At 63.3% G+C, this 21,152-nt stretch carries 21 protein-coding genes; 14 read left to right on the forward strand and 7 right to left on the reverse strand.

Features of this window, described 5'->3' with window-relative positions:
• The first annotated feature begins 53 nt into the window (after window positions 1-53).
• Together CH291_RS13610 and CH291_RS13615 are read left to right on the forward strand one after the other, a co-directional pair.
• The gene (locus CH291_RS13610) at window positions 54-629 is read left to right on the forward strand and encodes a TetR/AcrR family transcriptional regulator (protein WP_068053842.1); all 576 of its coding nucleotides are present in this window, start codon (window positions 54-56) and stop codon (window positions 627-629) included.
• 22 nt (window positions 630-651) lie between these two features.
• Window positions 652-966, forward strand: coding sequence for a DUF2277 domain-containing protein (locus CH291_RS13615; RefSeq protein ID WP_068053845.1), 315 nt, complete (start codon window positions 652-654; stop codon window positions 964-966).
• Window positions 967-972: 6 nt separating this feature from the next.
• Here the strand turns inward: CH291_RS13615 and CH291_RS13620 are convergent, their stop codons facing one another.
• Window positions 973-1,392 (reverse strand): helix-turn-helix domain-containing protein, encoded by a 420-nt coding sequence (locus CH291_RS13620; protein WP_068053936.1) that lies wholly within the window; start codon window positions 1,390-1,392, stop codon window positions 973-975.
• 292 nt (window positions 1,393-1,684) lie between these two features.
• On the opposite strand from CH291_RS13620, the gene CH291_RS13625 reads away from it, so the two are divergent.
• The gene (locus CH291_RS13625) at window positions 1,685-2,356 is read left to right on the forward strand and encodes a hypothetical protein (protein WP_143545924.1); all 672 of its coding nucleotides are present in this window, start codon (window positions 1,685-1,687) and stop codon (window positions 2,354-2,356) included.
• A gap of 22 nt (window positions 2,357-2,378) precedes the next feature.
• Here the strand turns inward: CH291_RS13625 and CH291_RS13630 are convergent, their stop codons facing one another.
• Window positions 2,379-3,542, reverse strand: coding sequence for a globin domain-containing protein (locus CH291_RS13630; RefSeq protein ID WP_094687775.1), 1,164 nt, complete (start codon window positions 3,540-3,542; stop codon window positions 2,379-2,381).
• A 178-nt stretch (window positions 3,543-3,720) separates the two neighbouring features.
• Between CH291_RS13630 and clpB the strand changes: the two genes are divergently transcribed.
• From clpB to pyrE, 5 genes are all read left to right on the forward strand, one after another.
• On the forward strand, window positions 3,721-6,267 hold the full coding sequence (gene clpB, locus CH291_RS13635) for an ATP-dependent chaperone ClpB (protein ID WP_094687776.1): 2,547 nt from the start codon (window positions 3,721-3,723) through the stop codon (window positions 6,265-6,267).
• 97 nt (window positions 6,268-6,364) lie between these two features.
• Complete coding sequence (locus CH291_RS13640; protein ID WP_094687777.1) at window positions 6,365-7,330, forward strand: DUF5666 domain-containing protein; 966 nt, start codon at window positions 6,365-6,367, stop codon at window positions 7,328-7,330.
• 113 nt (window positions 7,331-7,443) lie between these two features.
• Window positions 7,444-8,508, forward strand: coding sequence for a hypothetical protein (locus CH291_RS13645; RefSeq protein ID WP_094687778.1), 1,065 nt, complete (start codon window positions 7,444-7,446; stop codon window positions 8,506-8,508).
• A gap of 58 nt (window positions 8,509-8,566) precedes the next feature.
• The gene (locus CH291_RS13650; protein ID WP_256980840.1) at window positions 8,567-9,151 is read left to right on the forward strand and encodes a LemA family protein; all 585 of its coding nucleotides are present in this window, start codon (window positions 8,567-8,569) and stop codon (window positions 9,149-9,151) included.
• Between the two features lie 115 nt (window positions 9,152-9,266).
• The gene (pyrE, locus tag CH291_RS13655) at window positions 9,267-9,815 is read left to right on the forward strand and encodes an orotate phosphoribosyltransferase (RefSeq protein WP_094687780.1); all 549 of its coding nucleotides are present in this window, start codon (window positions 9,267-9,269) and stop codon (window positions 9,813-9,815) included.
• A 64-nt stretch (window positions 9,816-9,879) separates the two neighbouring features.
• On the opposite strand, the gene CH291_RS13660 is transcribed toward pyrE, so the two are convergent.
• Genes CH291_RS13660 through CH291_RS13670 form a run of 3 tightly spaced genes read right to left on the reverse strand, consistent with a single transcriptional unit; the run spans window position 9,880 to window position 12,726 of the window.
• A complete protein-coding gene (locus tag CH291_RS13660) occupies window positions 9,880-10,185 on the reverse strand; it encodes an EthD family reductase (protein ID WP_094687781.1) in 306 nt (101 codons plus the stop codon).
• 11 nt (window positions 10,186-10,196) lie between these two features.
• Window positions 10,197-11,789 (reverse strand): flavin-containing monooxygenase, encoded by a 1,593-nt coding sequence (locus CH291_RS13665; protein ID WP_094687782.1) that lies wholly within the window; start codon window positions 11,787-11,789, stop codon window positions 10,197-10,199.
• Between the two features lie 10 nt (window positions 11,790-11,799).
• Window positions 11,800-12,726, reverse strand: a complete 927-nt coding sequence (locus tag CH291_RS13670) for an alpha/beta hydrolase (protein WP_094687783.1) — start codon at window positions 12,724-12,726, stop codon at window positions 11,800-11,802.
• A 219-nt stretch (window positions 12,727-12,945) separates the two neighbouring features.
• On the opposite strand from CH291_RS13670, the gene CH291_RS13675 reads away from it, so the two are divergent.
• From CH291_RS13675 to CH291_RS13700, 6 genes are read left to right on the forward strand one after another with little or no spacing between them, the layout of a single operon-like run.
• Window positions 12,946-14,109 (forward strand): ABC transporter substrate-binding protein, encoded by a 1,164-nt coding sequence (locus CH291_RS13675; RefSeq protein ID WP_094687784.1) that lies wholly within the window; start codon window positions 12,946-12,948, stop codon window positions 14,107-14,109.
• Between the two features lie 39 nt (window positions 14,110-14,148).
• Window positions 14,149-15,039: a branched-chain amino acid ABC transporter permease gene (locus CH291_RS13680; RefSeq protein WP_094687785.1), complete on the forward strand. Its 891-nt coding sequence runs from the start codon at window positions 14,149-14,151 to the stop codon at window positions 15,037-15,039.
• Window positions 15,036-15,968, forward strand: coding sequence for a branched-chain amino acid ABC transporter permease (locus tag CH291_RS13685; protein ID WP_094687786.1), 933 nt, complete (start codon window positions 15,036-15,038; stop codon window positions 15,966-15,968). Before CH291_RS13680 ends, CH291_RS13685 begins: the two co-directional genes overlap by 4 nt.
• Window positions 15,965-16,792, forward strand: a complete 828-nt coding sequence (locus CH291_RS13690; protein ID WP_094687787.1) for an ABC transporter ATP-binding protein — start codon at window positions 15,965-15,967, stop codon at window positions 16,790-16,792. The genes CH291_RS13685 and CH291_RS13690 overlap by 4 nt, the downstream gene beginning before the upstream one ends.
• Window positions 16,776-17,492, forward strand: a complete 717-nt coding sequence (locus CH291_RS13695) for an ABC transporter ATP-binding protein (protein ID WP_094687788.1) — start codon at window positions 16,776-16,778, stop codon at window positions 17,490-17,492. Before CH291_RS13690 ends, CH291_RS13695 begins: the two co-directional genes overlap by 17 nt.
• Window positions 17,489-18,319: a mycofactocin-coupled SDR family oxidoreductase gene (locus CH291_RS13700; RefSeq protein ID WP_094687789.1), complete on the forward strand. Its 831-nt coding sequence runs from the start codon at window positions 17,489-17,491 to the stop codon at window positions 18,317-18,319. The genes CH291_RS13695 and CH291_RS13700 overlap by 4 nt, the downstream gene beginning before the upstream one ends.
• Before the next feature lie 54 nt (window positions 18,320-18,373).
• Here CH291_RS13700 and CH291_RS13705 read toward each other — a convergent pair whose 3' ends face one another.
• Both CH291_RS13705 and dctP read right to left on the reverse strand, forming a co-directional pair.
• On the reverse strand, window positions 18,374-19,642 hold the full coding sequence (locus CH291_RS13705; RefSeq protein WP_094687790.1) for a cytochrome P450: 1,269 nt from the start codon (window positions 19,640-19,642) through the stop codon (window positions 18,374-18,376).
• Between the two features lie 220 nt (window positions 19,643-19,862).
• The gene (gene dctP / locus CH291_RS13710; protein WP_256980841.1) at window positions 19,863-21,020 is read right to left on the reverse strand and encodes a TRAP transporter substrate-binding protein DctP; all 1,158 of its coding nucleotides are present in this window, start codon (window positions 21,018-21,020) and stop codon (window positions 19,863-19,865) included.
• Window positions 21,021-21,152 lie beyond the last annotated feature (132 nt).

Below are 21,152 nucleotides of genomic sequence, written 5' to 3' on the forward strand. Positions count from 1 at the left end.
CAAATAGTGACGGTACTCACTGTTGAACCGGTGTCAAGTAAGGTTCGAGGGACATGACCACACCGCGCAAGCGCATGACGCCGGCACTGCGGCGTGCGCAGCTGATCGAGATCGGCTCGGCACTGTTCGCCGAGCGGCCGTACGAGGACGTCTGGATCGAGGAGGTCGCAGACCTCGCCGGCGTGTCACGCGGATTGATGTATCACTACTTCCCGTCCAAGCGGGAGTTCTTCGTCGAGATCGTCCGCGCCGAATCGGAGCGCAACCTCGGTCTGACCGCGCCGGACACCTCGTTGCCGGTGCTCGAGCAGATCGCCGCAGGCCTCGACGCGTACATCTCGTACACCGACGAACATGCGCACGGCGTCCGCGCGGTCAATCGCGGCACGTTGCTGGGGGATCCTCTGATCAACGAGATCCTCACGCGCGAGTTCGACGTCCAGCAGCAGCGGATCCTCGCCGCGCTGCCGACGACGCTGCAGGACGACGAGACGGTACGCACCGCGCTGCGCGGCTGGATCGCCTTCGTGCGAGCTGTGTGTCTGGACTGGGTGGAGCGCAGAACCCTCGACCGCGAGCAGGTACGCGCGTTGTGTCTACGGGCGTTGTCGGGTCTTCTCGAGGTGTGAGATGCGGGGCTATCGTCGAGCTATGTGCCGAAACATCACCACCTTGCGAGGGTTGGAACCGCACGCCACCGACGCCGAGGTCGAAGCGGCCGCGCGTCAGTACGTCCGCAAGATCAGCGGTGTACAGAAGACGTCCGACGCCACCCGCGATGCCTTCGAGCTGGCCGTCGCCGAGGTGACGGCGACGACGCACCGACTCCTCGATGCGCTTCCCGAGCGGCGTCAGCCACCGCCGACGGTGCCGCCGCTGCGGCGTCCGGAAGTGCAGGCAAGGATTGCCGCGGCGGGAGTGGAGCCTGCGGAACGACCCAAATCAGCGGCGAACACCGGGTCCTAGCGGGTCCTAACGGGTGCTGTCCGGCGGCACCGCGGGTAGGCCTTCGCTCACGCGGAGTTTCTCGGCCATCGAGCTGAGCAGGTTCTGCGATTCCTCGGACAGGTCGAAGGCCCGAGCGGACAGGCGGCGCAGACCGTAGCCCTTCAGTTGGGTGAGCAGTTCGAGGTCGTGGTCCACCTTCGTCGCGTAGATGTTGTCGAAGAAGTAGTCGGGCTTGACCTTGAAGAACGCGGCCAGCGCCGCGACGGTGTCCGCGGACGGATTGGCGCGCTGTCCCGAGCGCAATTGCGAGATGTAGGGCTTGGAGATCTGGTGTCCGCGCGAGGCGAGAGCGTCGGCGACCTCGGCGTTGGTGTGTGGTTTGCGTCCGGGCGGGTGGATCGTGGCGAACAGATGGTTCAGACGTGCGGCGAAATCAGCGGACATCGGGGATGTGTGTGCCTTCCTGATACAGCCGCTGCCCACCCGGGCAGATCGGTCCGCCGCGGACCGAACCGGCTCATAGTAGCCGCTGCCGCGAATCCCGCGAACCATGGCTGACCTGCAGAAATTCGTCAGAAAATCGTACTGATCGGTTTCATGCGTCGGTGGACGTAGAGGGGCGAGCCCGGGCAGTGGGGTGCCCCGGGAGCGGGAACGAACGAATGGTTTTCCGCAGAATCGGACGCGTGATTCGAGCCCCGGTGGCAGACTGTCTTGCCAGGCGAAGGGGGTGGAGATGACCGATCGTCGACGGCGAACGTTCGATTCACGAGACGGTGACGCGGAGGTGGTCGAGCCGCTGCTACGTGCCGTGCTGTCCTACGCGCCGCGGGACGAATCGCGCCTGCCCCACCCCTCCGAGGGAATCACGCTCCGGGCCGAGGACGGCTCCGGGTTCGTTCGGCTCGCACTCACCATCGCAGACGATCTCGGCGCGGGCATCCCGGGGCCGTTCGGGTCCCGATTCTACGAATGCGGATCATTCGAAGTCATTGTCCCGCAACGAGATCCCCGCGACGGCGCGCTGTTGATGATCCACCTGCTCGACGCCCGAGCGCCCCACAGATTCGAATTCGCCACGTCCATGCCGCCCCAGTGGAGCCTGCGGCTCGAGCGCGACGGCTCGGTGTCGGTACTCGACGATCTCGGCGATGCAGTGATATTCATCGGCCGCCCATGGGCATTCGACTCCGACCTGTATCCGGTGTCGGTGCACTACACCATCGAGAACGACCTCCTGGTGCAGAACATTCTCGCCACCGCGGACACCGGCTATCCCATCCTGATCGATCCCGACCCCGACGCGATCATCACCGGAGACGGCAGGCTCATCACCGAGACGTGGACTCCGCGACTGGTGGCCGGCGGAATCGTCGAGGATCTGCCGCCGAAATCGCTGTCCAGCTGATTGCCCTGCAGCGCAGACTGATTCAGAACGGATCGTGCTGAATGTGTTCCATCGGCGTGCCCACTTTGCGGAGGGCGTAGATCGTCGTTCGTACCATCGACGGAGACCCGCAGATCTGAATCTGCCGATCGGCCCACGAGCCGAACTGGGTCACCACCTTGCCCACCGCGCCGTGCAGACGGTGGTGCATTCCCCACGGAAGCTCGCGAGGCGTGCCCGAATACCACCACGGATTCTCGAGCTGCTCTGTCACCGGAACGATCGTCAACCATGGATTCGACAGCGACAGCTGCCACAACGTGTCCAGATCGTAGAGATCGCACGGATACGTGCCGCTGACGAACAGATGCACCCGCGGATTGTTGCTGCGCTGCGCCATCTCCATGACCTGTGCACGCAGCGGAGCCAGACCGGTGCCTCCCGCGATCATCAACACGTCCTCGCCGATCGCGCGATCGACATGCATCCCACCCAGCGGCGGACTGATCGACCAGCGATCGCCCACTGCGGTCTCGGTGACCATCGCCGGTGACACCCAGCCCCCGGATACGCGTCGAACATGGAACTCGATCTCGCCGTACGGATTGCTGGGAATGGCCGGGGACAGATACCGCCACAGTTTGGGCCGTTGCGGAATCTGCACACTGACGTACTGCCCGGGGAAGTACGGGATCTCGCCGTCGGTCTTCAACCGGACCACCGCGAGGTCGTCGAGCACCCGCTGATGTTCGACGACGGTGGCACTCCAGAACGGCGGCAGTTCGTCGTCGTCGGCGGCGACGGCCATCGCATCGCTCACCACGGTCAGCGCGTCGTTCCAGGCCGTCTCGACCTCGTCGGTCCATACCTCGTTGCCGGCGAAGCTGCGGAACGCGCTGATCAGAGCCGAACTGCCCGCACGGAAGTGCGCGCCGGAGATTCCGTGCTTGCGGTGGTCCCGGCCGAGTTGTTCGAGGAACGGTTCGACGCGGTCGGGATCGTCGAGATGCTCGAAGACGTAGCCGAGTGCCATGACGAAGTGTTCACGCAGGGCATCCATCGAGGCGGGAAACAGAGCTCGGAAGTCGGGGTGCTGGGCGAAGAGATGGCCGTAGAAGGACCGGGACAGCCGCGCCGGACCGTCCTGAGCGGCCACGACGGATTTGAATCCGGTGCGGACCAGGGAGATCGTGCGTGCGTCGAGCATCGATCCACCTCCACCCCACCGAATCACTGCTGTCGACCGTCACCAAAGTAGACCGGTCGAGGATATCGCGCACGTCGCAGAATGTGGAGAAATCCAAGGTTGAGCGGAACAGACTCAACTTCGCTATGGTTGTACCGAGCGACAGTTTTTGCAGAACCCAGTCGAAAGAAGGTGACCGGTGGACAGTTTCACTCCCACCACGAAGTCGCAGGCAGCACTCTCCGCTGCTCTGCAGGCCGCATCCGCGGCCGGTAACCCGGATATCCGTCCGGCACATTTGTTGGTGGCGTTGCTCGATCAGACCGACGGCATCGCCACACCCTTGCTGAAGGCCGTCGGCGTCGACCCCGCAACGGTGCGTCGAGAAGCGCAGAGCCTCGTCGACCGGCTGCCCTCGGCAACCGGTTCGACCACCACTCCGCAACTCGGCCGTGAAACCCTCGCCGCGATCACCGCAGCGCAGCACCTGGCCACCGAACTCGACGACGAGTACGTCTCCACCGAGCATCTGATGGTCGGCTTGGCGACCGGCAACGACGACGTCGCCAAGCTGCTGACCGGCCACGGAGCCGGACCCAACGAGCTGCGCGACGCCTTCCAGGCCGTCCGGGGCAGCGCTCGGGTCACCAGCGCAGATCCGGAGAACACCTACCAGGCGCTGGAGAAATACAGCACCGACCTGACCGCGCTGGCCCGAGAAGGCAAGCTCGATCCCGTCATCGGGCGCGATACCGAGATCCGACGCGTCGTACAGGTTCTCTCCCGACGCACCAAGAACAACCCGGTGCTCATCGGAGAACCCGGCGTCGGCAAGACGGCCATCGTCGAAGGACTGGCCCAGCGCGTCATCGCCGGCGACGTACCCGAAAGCCTGCGCGGCAAGACCGTCGTCTCTCTCGACCTCGGTTCGATGGTCGCAGGCGCGAAGTTCCGCGGTGAGTTCGAGGAACGGCTCAAGGCCGTGCTCGACGACATCAAGAACTCCGCCGGTCAGGTGATCACGTTCATCGACGAACTACACACCATCGTCGGAGCCGGCGCGACCGGCGAATCGGCGATGGACGCGGGCAACATGATCAAGCCGATGCTCGCCCGCGGCGAACTGCGCCTCGTCGGTGCGACGACCCTCGAGGAGTACCGCAAGTACATCGAGAAGGACGCCGCCCTCGAACGACGCTTCCAGCAGGTCTACGTCGGTGAGCCGTCGGTCGAGGACACCGTCGGCATCCTGCGCGGACTCAAGGAACGCTACGAGGTGCACCACGGCGTCCGGATCACGGACTCCGCACTCGTCGCCGCCGCAACCCTGAGCGACCGGTACATCACGGCCAGGTTCCTGCCGGACAAGGCGATCGACCTCGTCGACGAGGCCGCGTCCCGTCTGCGCATGGAGATCGATTCACGCCCCGTCGAGATCGACGAGGTCGAACGTGCGGTCCGTCGCCTCGAAATCGAGGAGATGGCACTGGCGAAGGAGACCGACGACGCGTCGAAGGCTCGACTCGACAAGCTCCGTCAGGAACTCGCCGACCTGCAGGAGAAGTTGGCCGGGCTCAGCACGCGCTGGCAGAACGAGAAGAACGCCATCGATTCGGTACGGGCACTGAAGGAGGAGCTCGAGAACCTGCGCGGCGAGTCCGATCGCGCCGAACGCGACGGCGATCTGGGCAAGGCCGCCGAACTGCGCTACGGACGCATCCCGACCCTCGAGAAGGAGCTCGCAGCCAAGACCGAGGACTCGCCGGCCCAGGATGACGTGATGCTCAAGGAGGAAGTGGGCCCGGACGACGTCGCCGACGTCGTCGCAGCCTGGACCGGAATTCCGGCCGGCCGGATGCTCGAAGGCGAGACCGCGAAGCTGCTCCGGATGGAAGACGAGCTCGGCAAGCGAGTCGTCGGACAGAAGGACGCAGTACAAGCGGTGTCCGACGCCGTCCGACGCTCCCGCGCCGGGGTGGCCGATCCCAACCGTCCGACGGGATCGTTCCTGTTCCTCGGACCCACCGGCGTCGGCAAGACCGAGTTGGCGAAAGCGTTGGCGGAGTTCCTGTTCGACGACGAACGCGCGATGGTCCGCATCGACATGAGCGAGTACAGCGAGAAGCACGCCGTCGCTCGGTTGGTCGGTGCGCCTCCCGGTTACGTCGGCTACGAGGCCGGCGGCCAGCTGACCGAAGCCGTGCGCAGGCGTCCGTACACGGTGGTGCTCTTCGACGAGGTCGAGAAGGCGCACCCCGACGTGTTCGACATCCTGCTCGCTGTACTGGACGAAGGCCGCCTCACCGACGGCCAGGGCCGGACCGTCGACTTCCGCAACACGATCCTGATCCTCACCTCCAACCTCGGTGCCGGCGGCACCAAGGAGCAGGTGATGGACGCGGTGCGGCGCTCGTTCAAGCCCGAGTTCGTCAACCGCCTCGACGACGTCGTGGTGTTCGACGCCTTGTCCGAGGACCAGCTCGAGTCGATCGTCGACATTCAGCTCGGCTTCCTCGCCAAGCGTCTGGCGGCTCGTCGCCTGACGTTGGAGGTGTCCTCGCCGGCCAAGTTGTGGCTCGCGGCCCGCGGCTACGACCCGCTGTACGGCGCGCGTCCGCTCCGCAGGCTGATCCAGCAGGCGATCGGCGATCAACTGGCGAAGCTCCTGCTCGCCGGCGACGTCCACGACGGCGACGTGGTTTCGGTCAACTCGAGCCCGGACGGCGAACGCCTGATCCTGGGCTAGCGGCGGCCCCGTTCCGCAACAGGCCCACCCGAGCACCGCTCGGGTGGGCCTGTTTTGTGCCTTCAACCGGGAAGTGCCGGGTAGGTACGCTCGTGGAATGACGAATCCGGACGACCCACGGTCACCTCGGGAGCGCGATCAGGACGCAGCACCCCAGGCGGAGCCATCCGAGCCGACCCAGGACTACGGTCGGCCGTACCCCGGAGCCCAGCAGTATCCCGACGGCGCTCACCCCACCGAGGCATATCCGACCCAGGCGAACCAGAACCCGGGCTATCAGGATCCGGCCTATCAGTATCCGACTCAGCAGAATCCTGCCCAGCAGAACCCCGACCCCCAGGCCTATCCGCCGGGGTATCAGCCCACGCAGGCATTTCCGCCGTACGACCCCGAGCAGCAGGCGGCGGCGAATCAGGCCTACGGCCAGACCCAGCAGTACGGCCAGGGGTATGGGACTGGGCAGTACGGGCAGCCGCAGCAGTACGGCAACACTCAGCAATTCGGCCACACCCAGCAGTTCGGGCAGCCGCCGGAGTACGGCGCTCCGCCTCCCGGCGAAGATCCGAACGCCGCCGATTCCGGCAGCAAGGGGCCACGACCGTGGGTTCTGGCGCTGATCGGACTCGTCGTACTCGCCATCGTCGTGGTGTTCGGGATTTCCTTCCTGAGCGGGGGATCCGACGAGTCGACCACCGCTTCTGCGCCGTCGACGTCGATCCGACCGCCCACCTCGAGTGCACCCACGACCACGCCGCAGCCCACCGAATCGGGCACCGCCACCACGCCCGGGCTGATCCCGGGAGGAATTCCCGAGATTCTCGGTCAGCTGGGATCGTCGGTGGGAACGATCAGCGCCAACGACGGTTCGACTCTGACACTCGACGGACTCGACGGCGCTCCGGTGACGGTGCAGACCACACCCCAGACCCAGATAATCTCGTTGTCCGGTAGCGATCTGGCGTCGCTGACGGTCGGTGCTTTCGTCGTGGTGCAGGGCGAGGCCGTCGAGGACGGAACGATTCGCGCGAACGTCATCATCGAAACGCCCAGTCTGGGTGGCTAGGAGTGGAGCCTGCGGAATGACCCCATAGGCGGTGCGAGCTGTCGTAGGGACCGTTCACAGGACCCGGCGGTGGTGGGCGGTGAAGGTGTGGATGTCGATTAAGGTGGTTCGCGATGACGGCAATGTGGTTCGGCCTTGCGGCAATTGCACTGATGGGTGCAGTGGCGCTGCTCTACATCGACAGGTCCAAGCGAGATCGGTCCGGACGTGTCCGGCAGATGTGGGCCAAGGCGCAGGGGTACGAGTATCGACCGCACGATCGAGAACTGGTCACTCGGTTCTCTCGCGCTGCTCTGTCCAAGCCCGAGTTCGACGTGGCTCTGGGAGTGGTGACCGGAGTTCGGCGCGGTGAAGAGTTCGTTCTCTTCGACGTCGAGGAGACAGGCACCATCGTGGCCGTGCAGCGTTCGGTCGGTTCCGATGTCGACATCGACCTCCGGCCCCGCTCGACGCCGCCGCCGCGCGACGAGGACATGGAGCTGCTCGGTTCCATCGGGCCGCGCGTGGTGTTCGCCACCGACGTCGATATCGCTCGCCGTGTCTGCGACCAGCGGATGGCCGCGTTCACCGAATCCATTCCGGCGAATCTGCAGTTGCTGTGGAGCGAGAAGGACTGGACGCTGGGGTCCCTGCCGCTGAACAGTTCGGGTCGCGATTGGGATGCCGCGATCGACGCGGTTGCACGACTGTCGGGCATGTTGCACGTGCTGCCCCCGGTTCGCGGAAGTGCCGTCTACGGCGCTCGCCCCGGCGATCCCGGCCGCGATCGAAGCGATCCGGGTAGGCCACTGGTCCATGAGCCACATAATCAGCAAGCGGACGTGCCGCACGACCCACAGCCTCGGGTGGCGGAACCCCGTATCCAGGCGGTGCGAAGCCCGGAATCACGTGTTGCCGAGCCGAGAACGCCCGCGCCCAAGACACCCGAGCCTCGGATCCGGCCGCCTCGGGTAGCCGAGCCCCGTACCCAGGAGCCTCGTACCCCGGAGCCCCGCACCCGAGATCCTCGTACTTCCGAGCCACGTCCGCAGGAACCCGGACGTAGGCCGCGTCCGCCGCGGCCCGATGCGGCCGGTCCGCAGGCTGCGCGTTCGGCGAATCCGTCGCGTCCTGTGCCGCGTCCGCCTGCGTCGCGTCCGATTCCTTTCGACTCGGAGCGCCGACGCAACCAGCCATGACGAAAGTTCGGGCGTGTTTACAGGCGCAGGTGCGCTTACGCGGCTAAATTCGTACCTCGTGACGGTTTCTTCGGGTGTTGTCGTGGCAGTGGTGGTCCTGGTAGCGGTTGTCGTGGTCGGTTACGTGCTGATCGCGCTGCGTCGACTCGGTCGGTACAGCGAGCAGACGGAGCAGAGTCTGCGACTGGTCGAGGTCGAACTGGATCGGCGTCACGAGCAGTTGGGCCCGTTCCTCGCGGCCGCAGAGGCCACCGGGCTGTCCGGTGATCTGTTGCGTCAGCTCGGCGGTGCACGGTCGTGGTCCAAGGCAGTGCGCGATCGCAGCCTGGGTCTGCAGGCGCAGGCCGCTGCCGAGAATGCGTTGTCCGCCGCGTTCCATGCTGTGCTCGCCGACGCCGATGCGCGTCAGAATGCGTTGGGCAATTGGGCTTTCCAGGGTCCGGCCGGAGAACTGAACGTCACCGAGCGTCGTATCGCAGGCGCGGTGCGCGTGTACAACGACAACGCGTACCGGTTGTCGCAGGCGATCGGCACGTTCCCGTCCTCGCTCGTCGCCAGGTCTCGTTCGTTGACCGCACCGGAACCGTTCGTGGAGACCAAGGAACTGCTCGACGAGCAGCAGTCGGCCCACATCGCTGCCTAGTGGCAGGAACGACCCGAGATCGAGCATCGGAGCCGCCGGGAGCGGTCGCGTGAGTCGGTGGGTAAGTTCGTACCGACCTATCGAAGATCCGTGGTGCGACGAGAGGAATCCGAACATGGCCGAGAGTGCCGCGAATTCGGACCGGCAGGAACTGGCCGATTTGGTGAAAGAGCTTGCCGTCGTGCATGGGAAGGTCACGTTGTCGTCGGGCAAGGAAGCCGACTACTACGTGGATCTGCGTCGCGCGACCCTGCATCACCGGGCAGGTGCGTTGATCGGTTCGCTGATGCGTGATCTGGTTGCCGATTGGGATTTCGTCTCGGTCGGCGGCTTGACGATGGGCGCAGATCCGGTGGCGATGTCGATCATGCACGCCCAGGGACGGCCGATCGATGCATTCGTGGTGCGCAAGGCAGCGAAGGCGCACGGCATGCAGCGTCAGATCGAGGGACCGGACATCGTCGGCAAACGTGTTCTGGTGGTTGAGGATACGACGACGACCGGAAATTCTCCGCTCACTGCCGTCAAGGCTCTGCGGGACGCGGGCGCGACGGTCGTCGGAGTGGCCACGGTGGTCGACCGGGCGACCGGGGCGGACGAAGTCATCGCCGCCGAGGGACTCGAGTATCGATCCTTGCTCGGCTTGGCTGATCTGGGCCTCTAGGTCCAAGCCAGGCGAGCGAAAGTACATCTGGCTCGGAAGTACTCCGCTCACATGCGCGGACCAGCTAAGCGACTTCGACCTCGTGCATGTCCATGACGAATCCTGCGCCTGCGAAGTTGGCCATGTCTTCGCCGCCGGCCTTACCCTCGGGTGATCCGAGAGCTGCGAGGGCCGCGTCCTTCGACGGGAAATTCAAATTGCCGACGACGAAGTGGGCGGGCTTCGAACCGTCCGGGGTTTCGGACACACCCCACTCGAACGAGCTGATCCCCGGCATCGTCGCGGTCAACGGTGCGTGGATGCTCCGATAGTGTGTGAGGAAGGCGTCGGGATCCTCGGGGTGGTTGTACGCAACGGTGATGCGGAACATGTGTCGAACTCCTAGGTCGTGGTGATGAAGCCGGTGTAGTTGTCGGCGGCGACGCTGTCGCAGGTTTCGCGGAAGACGTTGAGTCCGCCGACGTAGGACATGATCACGCGAGGTTTTCCGGGAATGTTGGCTCCCGTGTACCAGGAGTTGCCCTCCGGGTAGAGAGTCATGTCGGCCAGCTCGACCGCGCGGGCCGTCCATTCCTTTGCAGCCGTCTCCTCGGCCTCGAATGTCTTGGCTCCGACAGCTTCCAGGTGCGCGATGGCGTCCGCTGTCCACTCGACGTGCTGCTCGATAGCGCAGACCATATTGGTCAGGACGTTCGGGCTTCCTGGTCCGGTAATGGTGAACAGGTTCGGGAACTCGTCGACGGAGATTCCGAGGTAGGTGACCGGACCATCGGCCCATTTGTCCTGCAACGTCTTTCCGTTGCGCCCGCGGATGTCGATGTTCAACAGGGGCCCGGTGATGGCGTCGAACCCGGTGGCGAACACGACGACATCGAGTGGGTATTCGGCGTCGGCTGTTTTCAGTCCACTCGGCGTCAGGCCTTCGATCGGCGTGTTCTTCACGCTGACGAGAGAGACGTTGTCGCGGTTGTAGGTTTGGAAGTAACTGGTGTCCAACGTTATTCGCTTGGCACCAAGGGGATGCTCACGTGGGGAGAGGGTTTCGGCCACCTCGGGATCGTCGACGACGTCGCGGATCTTTCCGCGGAAGAACTCGGCGATGGTGTCGTTGGCTTCTCGATTGCTGAGCAGGTCGGGGTAGGCCGCGATGATGTCGATTGCCCGATGTCGATTCCATCGCTCCTCGAATACCGCCGCGCGCTCCTCCTCCGAATGATCGAACGTATTGACGTCGAGAGTGTCGACAGGTTGCCCGCCGCCGGATGCCTTGGACGCAATCTTGTAGTCCTCGACGAGTTCCTTGAAGGAGCGCTTCTCGTCCTCGGTCAGGAGCCGGTTGCCGCAATCGAGACTGAACGCAGGGGACCTCTGAAACACAGTGAGGTGTGCTGCCTGCTCGGCGATCTTCGGAATCACCTGCACGCCAGAGGATCCTGTCCCGATGACGCCGACGCGCTTACCGGTGAAGTCGACGCCCTCTCGGGGCCAGGCGGCGGTATGAAGTGTGGTGCCCTCGAACGCGTCGAGACCAGCGAAGTCCGGGGTGGACGAGGTCGACAGGCATCCCGCTGCAGTGATCAAGTATTTCGCACTCACGTACTCGCCCGAGTCGATGCCCACCGTCCACAGCGAGGTGTCCTCGTCCCACACTGCGGATTCGACTCGTGCGTTGAACTGGAAGTGCTTCTTGACATCGAGTCTGTCGGCGACGAAATCGATGTAGCGAAGGATTTCCGGCTGCGCTGGGTACCGTTCGGTCCATTCCCATTCGTCGATGAGCTCGTGCGAGAACGTGAACGCGTACTCCACGCTGAGCACATCGCATCGTGCGCCGGGGTAGGTGTTCCAGAACCAGGTTCCGCCCACTGTTTCCGCTGCTTCGAAGCCTCGCACCGACAGTCCGAGCTGCTCGAGCTTGTGTGTCATGTAGATTCCGGACAAGCCGGCACCGACCACGATTGCATCCGTTGTCATGATGTTCCTTTCACGCGCTCACTGTGTCGAGGTGGGCACGAACGGCATTGGCCACGTAGGAGATGCCATCTTGCGCACCGGGGAGAATGTTGACGAACTGAAAGAAGCCGTGCATCTGGCCGTCGAAGACTTTCAGTTCGACGGGAATGCCTGCAGCATCGAGCTTGTCGGCGTATTTCTGGCCTTCGTCGCGTAGCACGTCATGCTCGGCTAGGAGGATTACCGCCGGTGCAACACCGGTGACGTCGCCGTGTAGCGGGGACACGTCCCAGTTGGTCCGAACCCCGGCCTCGGGCGTGTACAGGTCCCAGAACCAGATCATCGCGGTTCGATCGAGCATCAGCTGGTTGGAAGCATCTTGGTACGATGCGCTGTCGAAATCGTGATCGGTCACGGGATAGACCAAGACCTGCAGAGCAACCCTCGGCCCGTTCTCGCGCACTGCACGCTGGGCGACGACGGCGGCCAGGTTCCCTCCCGAGCTGTCTCCTCCGACCATCAACGGTAGTCCGGCGTCGAACCGGGATGCGCTCCACTGCAGCACGTCCCACGCATCGTCGGCTGCAGCCGGGTAGACGTGTTCCGGTGCGAGCCGGTAGTCCGGGAGCACGACGACGCAGCCGGTCTCGATGGCGATCTTGCGAGCGAGGGTGTCGAATTGATCGGGGTTACCGACGACCCAGCCGCCGCCGTGGAAGTACACGAGCACACCGCGAGGTTCGGACGAGGGGGTGAGCACCCGGACGTCGATGTCGTGGCCGTCCGCGCCGGCGACCTTCAGGTTTTCCACGCTGTCCATCTCGGGACCGGGGCCGTAGAGGTCGATGAAACTTTCGTTCATCAGGCGGGCCTCGGTGGGCGTCATTTCGTGCAGCGTTTTACCGCCTCCCTCGGCAGCTTGCGCGAGAAAGGCGGCGGTGGCTTCGTCGAGTGCCAAGACGTGACTCCTTCGGTGATGACCGCGATGCGGACCAAGCCGGTCAGGTGATGCAACTCACTTAATCACTGATAATGATTCGCCGCAACTACAACACCATCGCGTGAGCGATGGTGTTGACCGGACATCGAAATGTGATCTGGACAACCGCGAGTTTTGCCCCTAACGTGACATCGATCACTCAATCATGCGCATCATTGCCATGAAATAGGAGGAACGATGAAGCTCACTACTGGCCCCGGGAAATTGGCGCTGCTCGGGATGGCCGGAGCCATGATGACGGTCGCCGCGTGCAGTAGTGGTGGCCCGGCCGGCTCCACTGCATCGGGAGAGATGCCCGCCGAGATCACGCTCCTGTCGACCACCGACAAGACCGGCACCATTGCGTACGTGGGTGGTTCACAGCTCGAAGGCATCGAACTGGCGATCAAGGAGATCAACGAGCAGAAGTTCCTCGGGGAATCGACCATCAAGCTCGACAGTCGCGACACCGCGGGAGACGCGCAAACGGCAGCAAGCCAGGTCACTCAGGGGATCGCGGATCCGAACGTTGCCGCAATTCTCGGTACAGTGTCCGGCCCGCAGAGCGTCGCCGTCGCGCCGATTGCCGAGTCGTCGAAGATGCCGGTGATCTTCACCCAGTCCGGTAGCGCAGGCGTCGTCATAGGCGACTACACATTCCGCTCGACCGCGCCGCAGGAAACGTACTTCCCCAAAGCCATCGATCACCTGAAGACGCTGGGGGCCAAACGAATCAGCGTGCTCTACAACGCAGGTCAGCCGACCCTCGCGGAAATCGCAGAGAATCAACTACCCGCGATGCAGGAGAGCGAGGATCTCGAGATCCTTTCCAGTACCAGCGTGCAATCGACGACACAGGACTTCGCGTCGACCATCACCAAGATCGTCGGCGAGCAGCCCGATGCCGTCGTGTTCCTCCTCGTAGGCGCGCAGAACTCGACCGCCATGTCGCAGCTCCGGCAAGCAGGCTTCGACGGCCCGGCCGTAGGAAACCCCGCAGCAGGTGCCGGCAACCTCGCACCCGCCGGACCGGCCGGAGCCGGGATGTTCTGGGCTACGGACTTCAACTACCTGCAGACGGCCCCGTCGTCGGTCGCGTTCGTCGAGGCGTACAACGCCGAGTACGGCAAGAACCCGCTCAACTATGCAGCGGAAGGCTATGACGCAGCGTGGATGATCGCCCGCGCGATCAAGGAGTCGGGCGGTGCCTCGCGCGAGGACATCAAGAACGGTCTGGACGCCGTCGCCGCCGCGGGCTTCGATGGCGCGGTCGGCCCGGTGACCTTCGAGGGCAACGACCAACGGGTCGACGGGGTTGTCGTCGAGTGGGACGGAACCTCGGAAGGGTTGCTGTCGGAATGACATACATCGAACTACGACGCGGGCGGGTGATCTGACGCGATGGGCCAGACTCTCGTCGACGCGGCGATACTCGGATCGATCTATGTACTGTTCTGCCTCGGTATGAGCCTCGTGTGGGGAACCGTCGGGATTCTGAATTTCGCGCACGGAGCGATCTTCATGTTCGCGGGGTTCGTCGGCTACCTGGTGGTGGACGACCGGCAACTCCCGATGATCGGTGTCATTGCGGTCTCTGTGATCGTGGGCGCACTTCTGTCCACCGCGATCGAAGTGTTTGCCTTCCAACCGATTCTCAAGAGAGCCAAGACGCACCGGATAGCCGAGCTGCAGATTCTGATCGGCGGTATCGGCGTGGCGGCCATTCCGCTTGCAATCGCCCAATACGTAACCAAGAGTGAGCCGTTCGGCTTCGCGAACAGTTCCTACGCTGTTCAGGTCTTCTCGTTCTTGGGCTTGCGGATATCGAACACCGGACTGGTGATCGTCCTGTCTGCCGTCGTCCTGACCGTCTCGATGGCGATCTGGCTGCGAAAGTCGATGGCGGGCTTGGCTTTGCGGGCAATCGGTGTCGATTCCGAAACTGCGGCCCTGATGGGAGTGGATCGACGCACACTCTCTCTAGCGACGATGGCATTCGCCGGCGGTCTGGCCGGCCTGGCCGGGGCACTGCTCACCTTCAACCTCGGAGCAATCACGCCGGAAAGCGGTGAGACACTGCTGATCAAGGCCTTCGCGGTGATCATCCTCGGCGGCGTCGGCAGCACTGCGGGTGTCGCGGCCGGCGCGTACATCCTCGCGTTGTCCGAGACGCTGGTGCTGCGATTCACCGGCGGGGGATGGGTCGACGCAGTCTGCTTCGGCATGATCTTCCTGGTGCTGCTCCTGCGTCCGCAAGGTCTCTTCGGTCGTAAGGAGGTGCGGCGCGTATGAGTAGCTTCTATTTCTCTCATATCGTCCTGTTCCAAAGCACGTTCACTGTGCTGTTGCTGGCTCTGAGCATCCAGGTACAGCTCCGGATGGGTGTCTTCTCCTTCGCGGGTGCGGGCTTCTACGGTCTCGGGTCCTACGGGGCCGCTATCTTCGTGATCCGCTACGGCTTCTCGTCGTTCGCGGCGATCGCCGCGATCATGGTCGTGTGCGGCCTGATCGGCTTCCTCCTCGCCTTGCTGGTGCAGCGTCTCAACGGTCTCTATCTGGCGATGGCGACGGTGTCCTTCGACTTGATCATCACGGTTGTCGCCCACAACGGCGGTGCCTTCACCGGCGCGTCCGTCGGATTGTTCGGTGCTCTTGCGTACCCGCAGTTGACGATCGGTCACATCATCGCGATCACCGTGTTGGTGGTGGCACTGCTGGCACTCAGCGAGCGCGGCAGGCTGGGACGTCGCATCGACGCGGTTCGCGAGGACCCGGAACTGGCCTCGTCGATGGGCGTGAACGTTGCTCGGTACCGCATCTCGTCGTTCGTGATCAGCGGGTTCATCGGCGCGCTCGGAGGTGCCGTCAATGTGTTGCTACGGACGACGGTGGCGCCCGAGAGTATCGGGTTCCCCCTCGTCGTACTCGGGTTGACCATCATCATCGTAGGTGGCGGAAGATCGTGGCTGGGTATTGTCATCGGAGCCGTCATCTTCACCTGGCTTCCGTACTACCTGGAAATCGTCGGGCAGTACCAGGCGATCGTCTACGGCATCATCGTCGCCATAGCCGCCGTATACGTTCCGGGTGGAATCTACGGAACGGTCCTCGACCTCATTCGAAAATCGAAAGCCAAGCGGCTTACGGGAGATGCACGCTTGAAAGAGCCCGACGATGCCGTCGAAAGACTGGATCTGGCCGAGACAGGAGAGAAACCATGACGACCGGCGCAGCATCGCTCGAGTCGACGCAGAACCTATCGACAGCCGACGTGTTACTCGGGATCGAAGACGTCTCAGTGCATTACGGCGGGATCAAGGCGGTCGACGGTATCTCCTTCGACGTCACGCGCGGCAACATCTTCGGAATCCTCGGACCCAACGGGTCCGGCAAGAGCACTTTGTTGGCAGCGGTGACGAGATTGACCCCGCTCACGCGTGGAACCCTCACCTTCGAGGGGGAACCGTTGGCCAAGGTGTCGGCGCAGAAGGTCGCCGAACGCGGCATCGCTCGTACGTTCCAAACAGTTCGGCTTCTCCCCGACCTGACGGTGCGAGAGAACGTTGCGCTCGGTGCCGACCTCGGGGCCGAGAAAGGCGGAATCCGCGAACTGCTGTTGGGACGGAAAGCGTTCCAGAAGCGGTCGAGGGATGCGGTCGCGGAGGCGCTCGAACGTACCGGCCTCACCGGGCTCGAGGACATCCGTCCGGGAGAGTTGTCCTACGGGCTGCAGCGACGGGTGGAGATCGCACGTGCAATTGCGATGTCTCCGAGACTCCTTCTGCTCGACGAGCCCACCGCGGGCATGAACAAGTCCGAACGTGAGGATGTCTCCACGCTTCTGAAGAAACTGCGTGAAGAGGGGTTGACTCAGCTTCTGGTGGAACACGACGTGCAGATGATGGTCGATACCTGTGACACGTTGATCGCAATGAACTTCGGAGTTCTGATCGCCCAGGGCACGCCGCAGGACGTGGTTCGCGAACCCAGCGTGCAAGAAGCCTATCTAGGAAAGCGAGGTGCCCAGGATGCTCGAAGTCAATGACCTGCATGTCAGGTACGGCAAGGTCAGCGCGGTCACGAGTATTGGCTTGACCGTCGAGCCCGGCCGAATCACGTTGGTACTCGGTGCGAACGGTGCCGGGAAGAGCACGACGCTGCGAACCATTGCAGGCTTGGTCGAACCCACAGCGGGCACGATCGTTCTCGACGGTGAGTCGCTCGTCGGTCTCAAGGCCCACCGCGTCGTCAAACACGGCATCTCGCTGGTTCCCGAGGGCCGCCAGGTCTTCTCATCGCTCAGTGTGGCCGAAAACCTGCGAATCGGGGGATACACCTCGACGAGCGAGAAGCGCGCGAAGAACACCGAGCTCGCCTACGAACTGTTCCCGATTCTGCGTGAACGCAAAGACGGCCCGGCGGGACTGCTCAGTGGGGGTGAGCAACAGATGCTCGCCTTCGGCCGAGGCCTGATGTCCGACCCGAAATACATCATGATGGACGAGCCGTCGATGGGTCTGGCACCGGCGGTCGTCGACACCGTCATGGGCAGCGTCCGCGACATCGCGGACCGGGGGTTGGGGGTGTTGATGGTGGAGCAGAACGCGGAAGCCGGGCTACGCGTCGCCGACGATGTGGTCGTGGTCAACCGCGGTGAATCCGTCTACTCCGGGAGTGTCGAGGAAGCCAGATCCCACTCATCCGTGGTTCTGGCGTTCCTCGGTGAGGCGGCGTTGGAGCCATGAATCGATTCGAGGGTCGCGTCGTGCTCATCACCGGCGCTGCGCGGGGTCAAGGACGAAACCACGCGCTCAGATTTGCAGCGGAGGGCGCGGACATCATTGCGGTCGACGCGTGCGCCGATGTCGACACGGTCGGTTACGACCTGGCGACCGGGGAAGATCTGGCAGAAACGGTTCGCCTCGTCGAGCACTTGGACCGCCGAATCGTTGCGTCGAAAACCGACGTACGCAACCTGGAAGGAATGAAGGCCGCCGTCGATGCAGGGGTCGCCGAACTCGGCAGGCTCGATGTCGTCGTCGCGAATGCGGGTATCGCCGGGAGCGGAACGACCCACGAGCTCTCGGCGCAGAACTGGCACAACATGATCGAGACGAATCTGACGGGGGTGTGGAACACGACGACCGCGGCCACGCCGCACATTCTGGCGGGCGGCAGGGGCGGCTCTATGGTGTTGATCAGTTCGGTAGCAGGTATGAAGGGCCTGCCCTACAACGCGCACTACACGGCGGCCAAGCATGGTGTGGTGGGACTGATGAAGAGTCTCGCCAACGAGTTGGGACCGCAGAACATCCGAGTGAACACGGTCAATCCCACGAACGTGGACACCCGGATGCTGCTCAACGACGCCATCTACAAGCTGTTCCTGCCCGACGAAGAAGCGCCGACTCGCGAACAAGTGGTTCCGTTACTTCACGGCATGCATGTGTTGGACATTCCCTATGTGCAGGTCGATGATGTCAGCAACGCAGTGTTGTTTCTGGCGGGCGACGAGTCTCGTTACGTCACAGGCATTTCCGTTCCGGTCGATGCCGGTGTTCTGATCAAGTAGAGAACCGTCGACGGTGCGGGTCTGTAAGCCCGGACCGTCGACGGTGCGGGTCTGTCAGCCCAGTTTGCCGGTCGGCTGGAACTTCACGCGGAGTTCCGGAATTCCGCGTGAGTACAGGCCACTTTCGTGTGGAACGAAGCCGTCCTGGTATTCGATCGAGTCCATGGTGTCGAGTACGAGATCGAGGGCAATGGTCATCTCGGTCTTCGCGAGTATCGAACCCACGCAGAAGTGGCGGCCGAGGATGAACTGCACGTGGTTGGCTCCGCCGCTGAACGCGCGCTCGACGTTGAGATCGTCTCGGAAGATGTCGAACTCATCCGGATTGGAGAACTGCTTCTCGTCGCGGTTGGCTGCGGCGAGCATCATGATGCAGGTCGCTCCTGCTGGGATAGTCGTGTCCTCGATCTGCACCTCCTCTTCGGTCTGACGCATGATCATGTGGACCGGTCCGGAGTGTCGAAGTGTCTCGGCGATAACGCGATCGGCGAGGCTGCGATCCTCTCGGAGGGCTCGCATCTGATCCGGATGGTCGATCAGATTGCGGATCATGCTGGCGATGGCCTTGTCGGTCGTCTCACCTCCGGCCACGAGCAACAGGCTGACGAACGCCTTGATCTCATCGTCGGACATCTGCTCACCGTCGACCTCAGCGCGGCACAGGCGGGAGAGCAGATCGTCACCCTCGCCGGAACGGCGTTCGCGAACTATCGGAAGGATGTACTCCTGTAGTTCCACATGGGTGCGTTCGGCGGCGGCGTTGACCTCGGGGTCACCGGCCAAGTTGTTGAGGTAGGCCATGATCGAGAAATACCAGCTCCGGAAGCGCTCGTGATCGCTCTTGGGGAGTCCGAGCATGTCGACCATCACATTGATGGGAAACCGGCTGGTGAACTGGCCGACGAGCTCGGCCTCACCGTCAGCCGCGACCGCCCCGATCAGGTCCTCGGCGGTGCGCGCAACGATTGTGCCGATCAGTTCGGCCGCGTTGTGTGTGATGGCCGGCATGAACTTCTCGAGCCCGTTGCCGCGGAAGAACGGGTTGAGCAGTGCACGGTGCGTCGAGTGCTCGCGTCCTTCCATCTGGAGAATAGTGCGCCCATGGATGGGTTCGAGCTGCCATTCGTAGTTGCGACTGGAGAACTTGGCGCTACGGAACGCCTCGGCGCAGTCTTCGTACCGACTGATCAGAAAGCTCTTGGTCGCTTCGTGATACAGGGCCGGATGATGCTCTCGCAGAACGCGGTAGAGCGGATACGGGTTGTCGAGAAAGTCCGGCGAGAGTATGTCCGGGGCGGTGGCTTGGGAATCTGGGGCGATCACGCTGGCGTCTCCTGATTGTCGAGTCGAGCAGAATCGGTGCAGTCAGGCATCAGTCATGGCGGTCCGGAGCGCGCGAGATGTCGACCGAGAAAGAGTGACTCAAATCACTGTTAACTATAGTTATCATTCGAATGATGTCAACAGATTTGACTCAATGTGAACCGAGACGACAATGCGGCGGTGACCTCGTGTCACCGCCGCATGTCACGCACTGCGGGAACTACGCTCCCTCGCTCGAACCCTCCGGACGGTGAGGCATCAGAATGCGCTCGAAGACTTCATCGACGAACGGATCCAGATCGATCGCGTCGTCGTCGTAGAAGCTCGCGAATTCGGAGTACGTCATCTCGCTGTCGTACCCGAGCTCGTCGATGATGTCCGTCCATTGAGCCGCGTTGGAGGCCCAGTCCGAGAGTGCGGTGGCCGGGTCGTCCAGAGCCTCGGACTGCTCGAGCAGCTCGACCTGCTCTTTGTTGATGGACTGCAGCCGCTCGCGGGCGTCCGGCTCGAACTCTGTGATGACCCCGCCTGCGTCCTCGACCTCACCCACACCTTGCACGATCGCCTCCCAGGTGGTCCGAATGTTGGTTTCGATGAATACATCGAGCCGATCGAACAGGAGCTGTTGGGCTACCAGAGGCAAACCGTCCCAACGGTCCTGGTTGACCAGAACCGAGCCGAAGGTGAGCGTGAATCCGGCGTCGGGATCGATGACGACCTTCGGTGTCAGCCCGAGGTACCCGCCGAGTACCGCGTTCTGAATCGAGGTAGCGGTGCAATCGACGACGCCGCGCTGCAGGCTCTCGTAGAGCTCCGCATACGAGGCGGTGACCGGGACGGCGTTCAGTCCGGCCAGCTGCGCGCCCTGCGTGCGGCCCGCCGCTGCGATCTGACGCCCCGCGAGCTGGTCGAGTGAGGCGGCCTCGTCCGTGCACAGTAACGCCATTCCCCCACCGTTGTATGACGGCATCAGCAGCTCCATGTTGCGGTCTTCGAACTCTCGCGAGATCTCGTCGGTTCCGTACGCGGATTGCAGGAGCCAACCGTGCGACTGCAACATCCCTGCAATGGGTGACGTATCGCCCAAGAACGACGCATTGATCAGCGTATTGATCGCGGGGTACTCGGCAGGCCTTGTCGCACTGGAGAAGCCGTCGATGTCGGTCCGTCCGTCGGCGAGCGCTTCGTCGATTTCGGTCGCGCCCGCGATGGCGTTCGCGTAGAAGATCTCGAATGTGATCTTCCCTCCGGACCACTCGGTGATGGCGTCGTAATAGATCTCCATCTTGTCGCTGACGAGAGAGCCCTGCGGGCCCGGTGTCTGTGCGTACAACTCGATCGGTTCGACGTCCTCGAATGCGCTGTGATAATCGTCCATCGAGGCACCGAATTCTATGCCGGGACCGCCGGCCGCCGACGTGCTCGCGGCCGAGCACGAAGCGACCAGAGCAGTGGAGGTCAGTATCGCCAACGCGGAAAGCGATCGGGAAAGGCGTGTGCTGAACATTGT

It is taken from the genome of Rhodococcus sp. 14-1411-2a (assembly GCF_002259485.1).
In the GTDB taxonomy this organism is placed as follows: domain Bacteria; phylum Actinomycetota; class Actinomycetes; order Mycobacteriales; family Mycobacteriaceae; genus Rhodococcoides.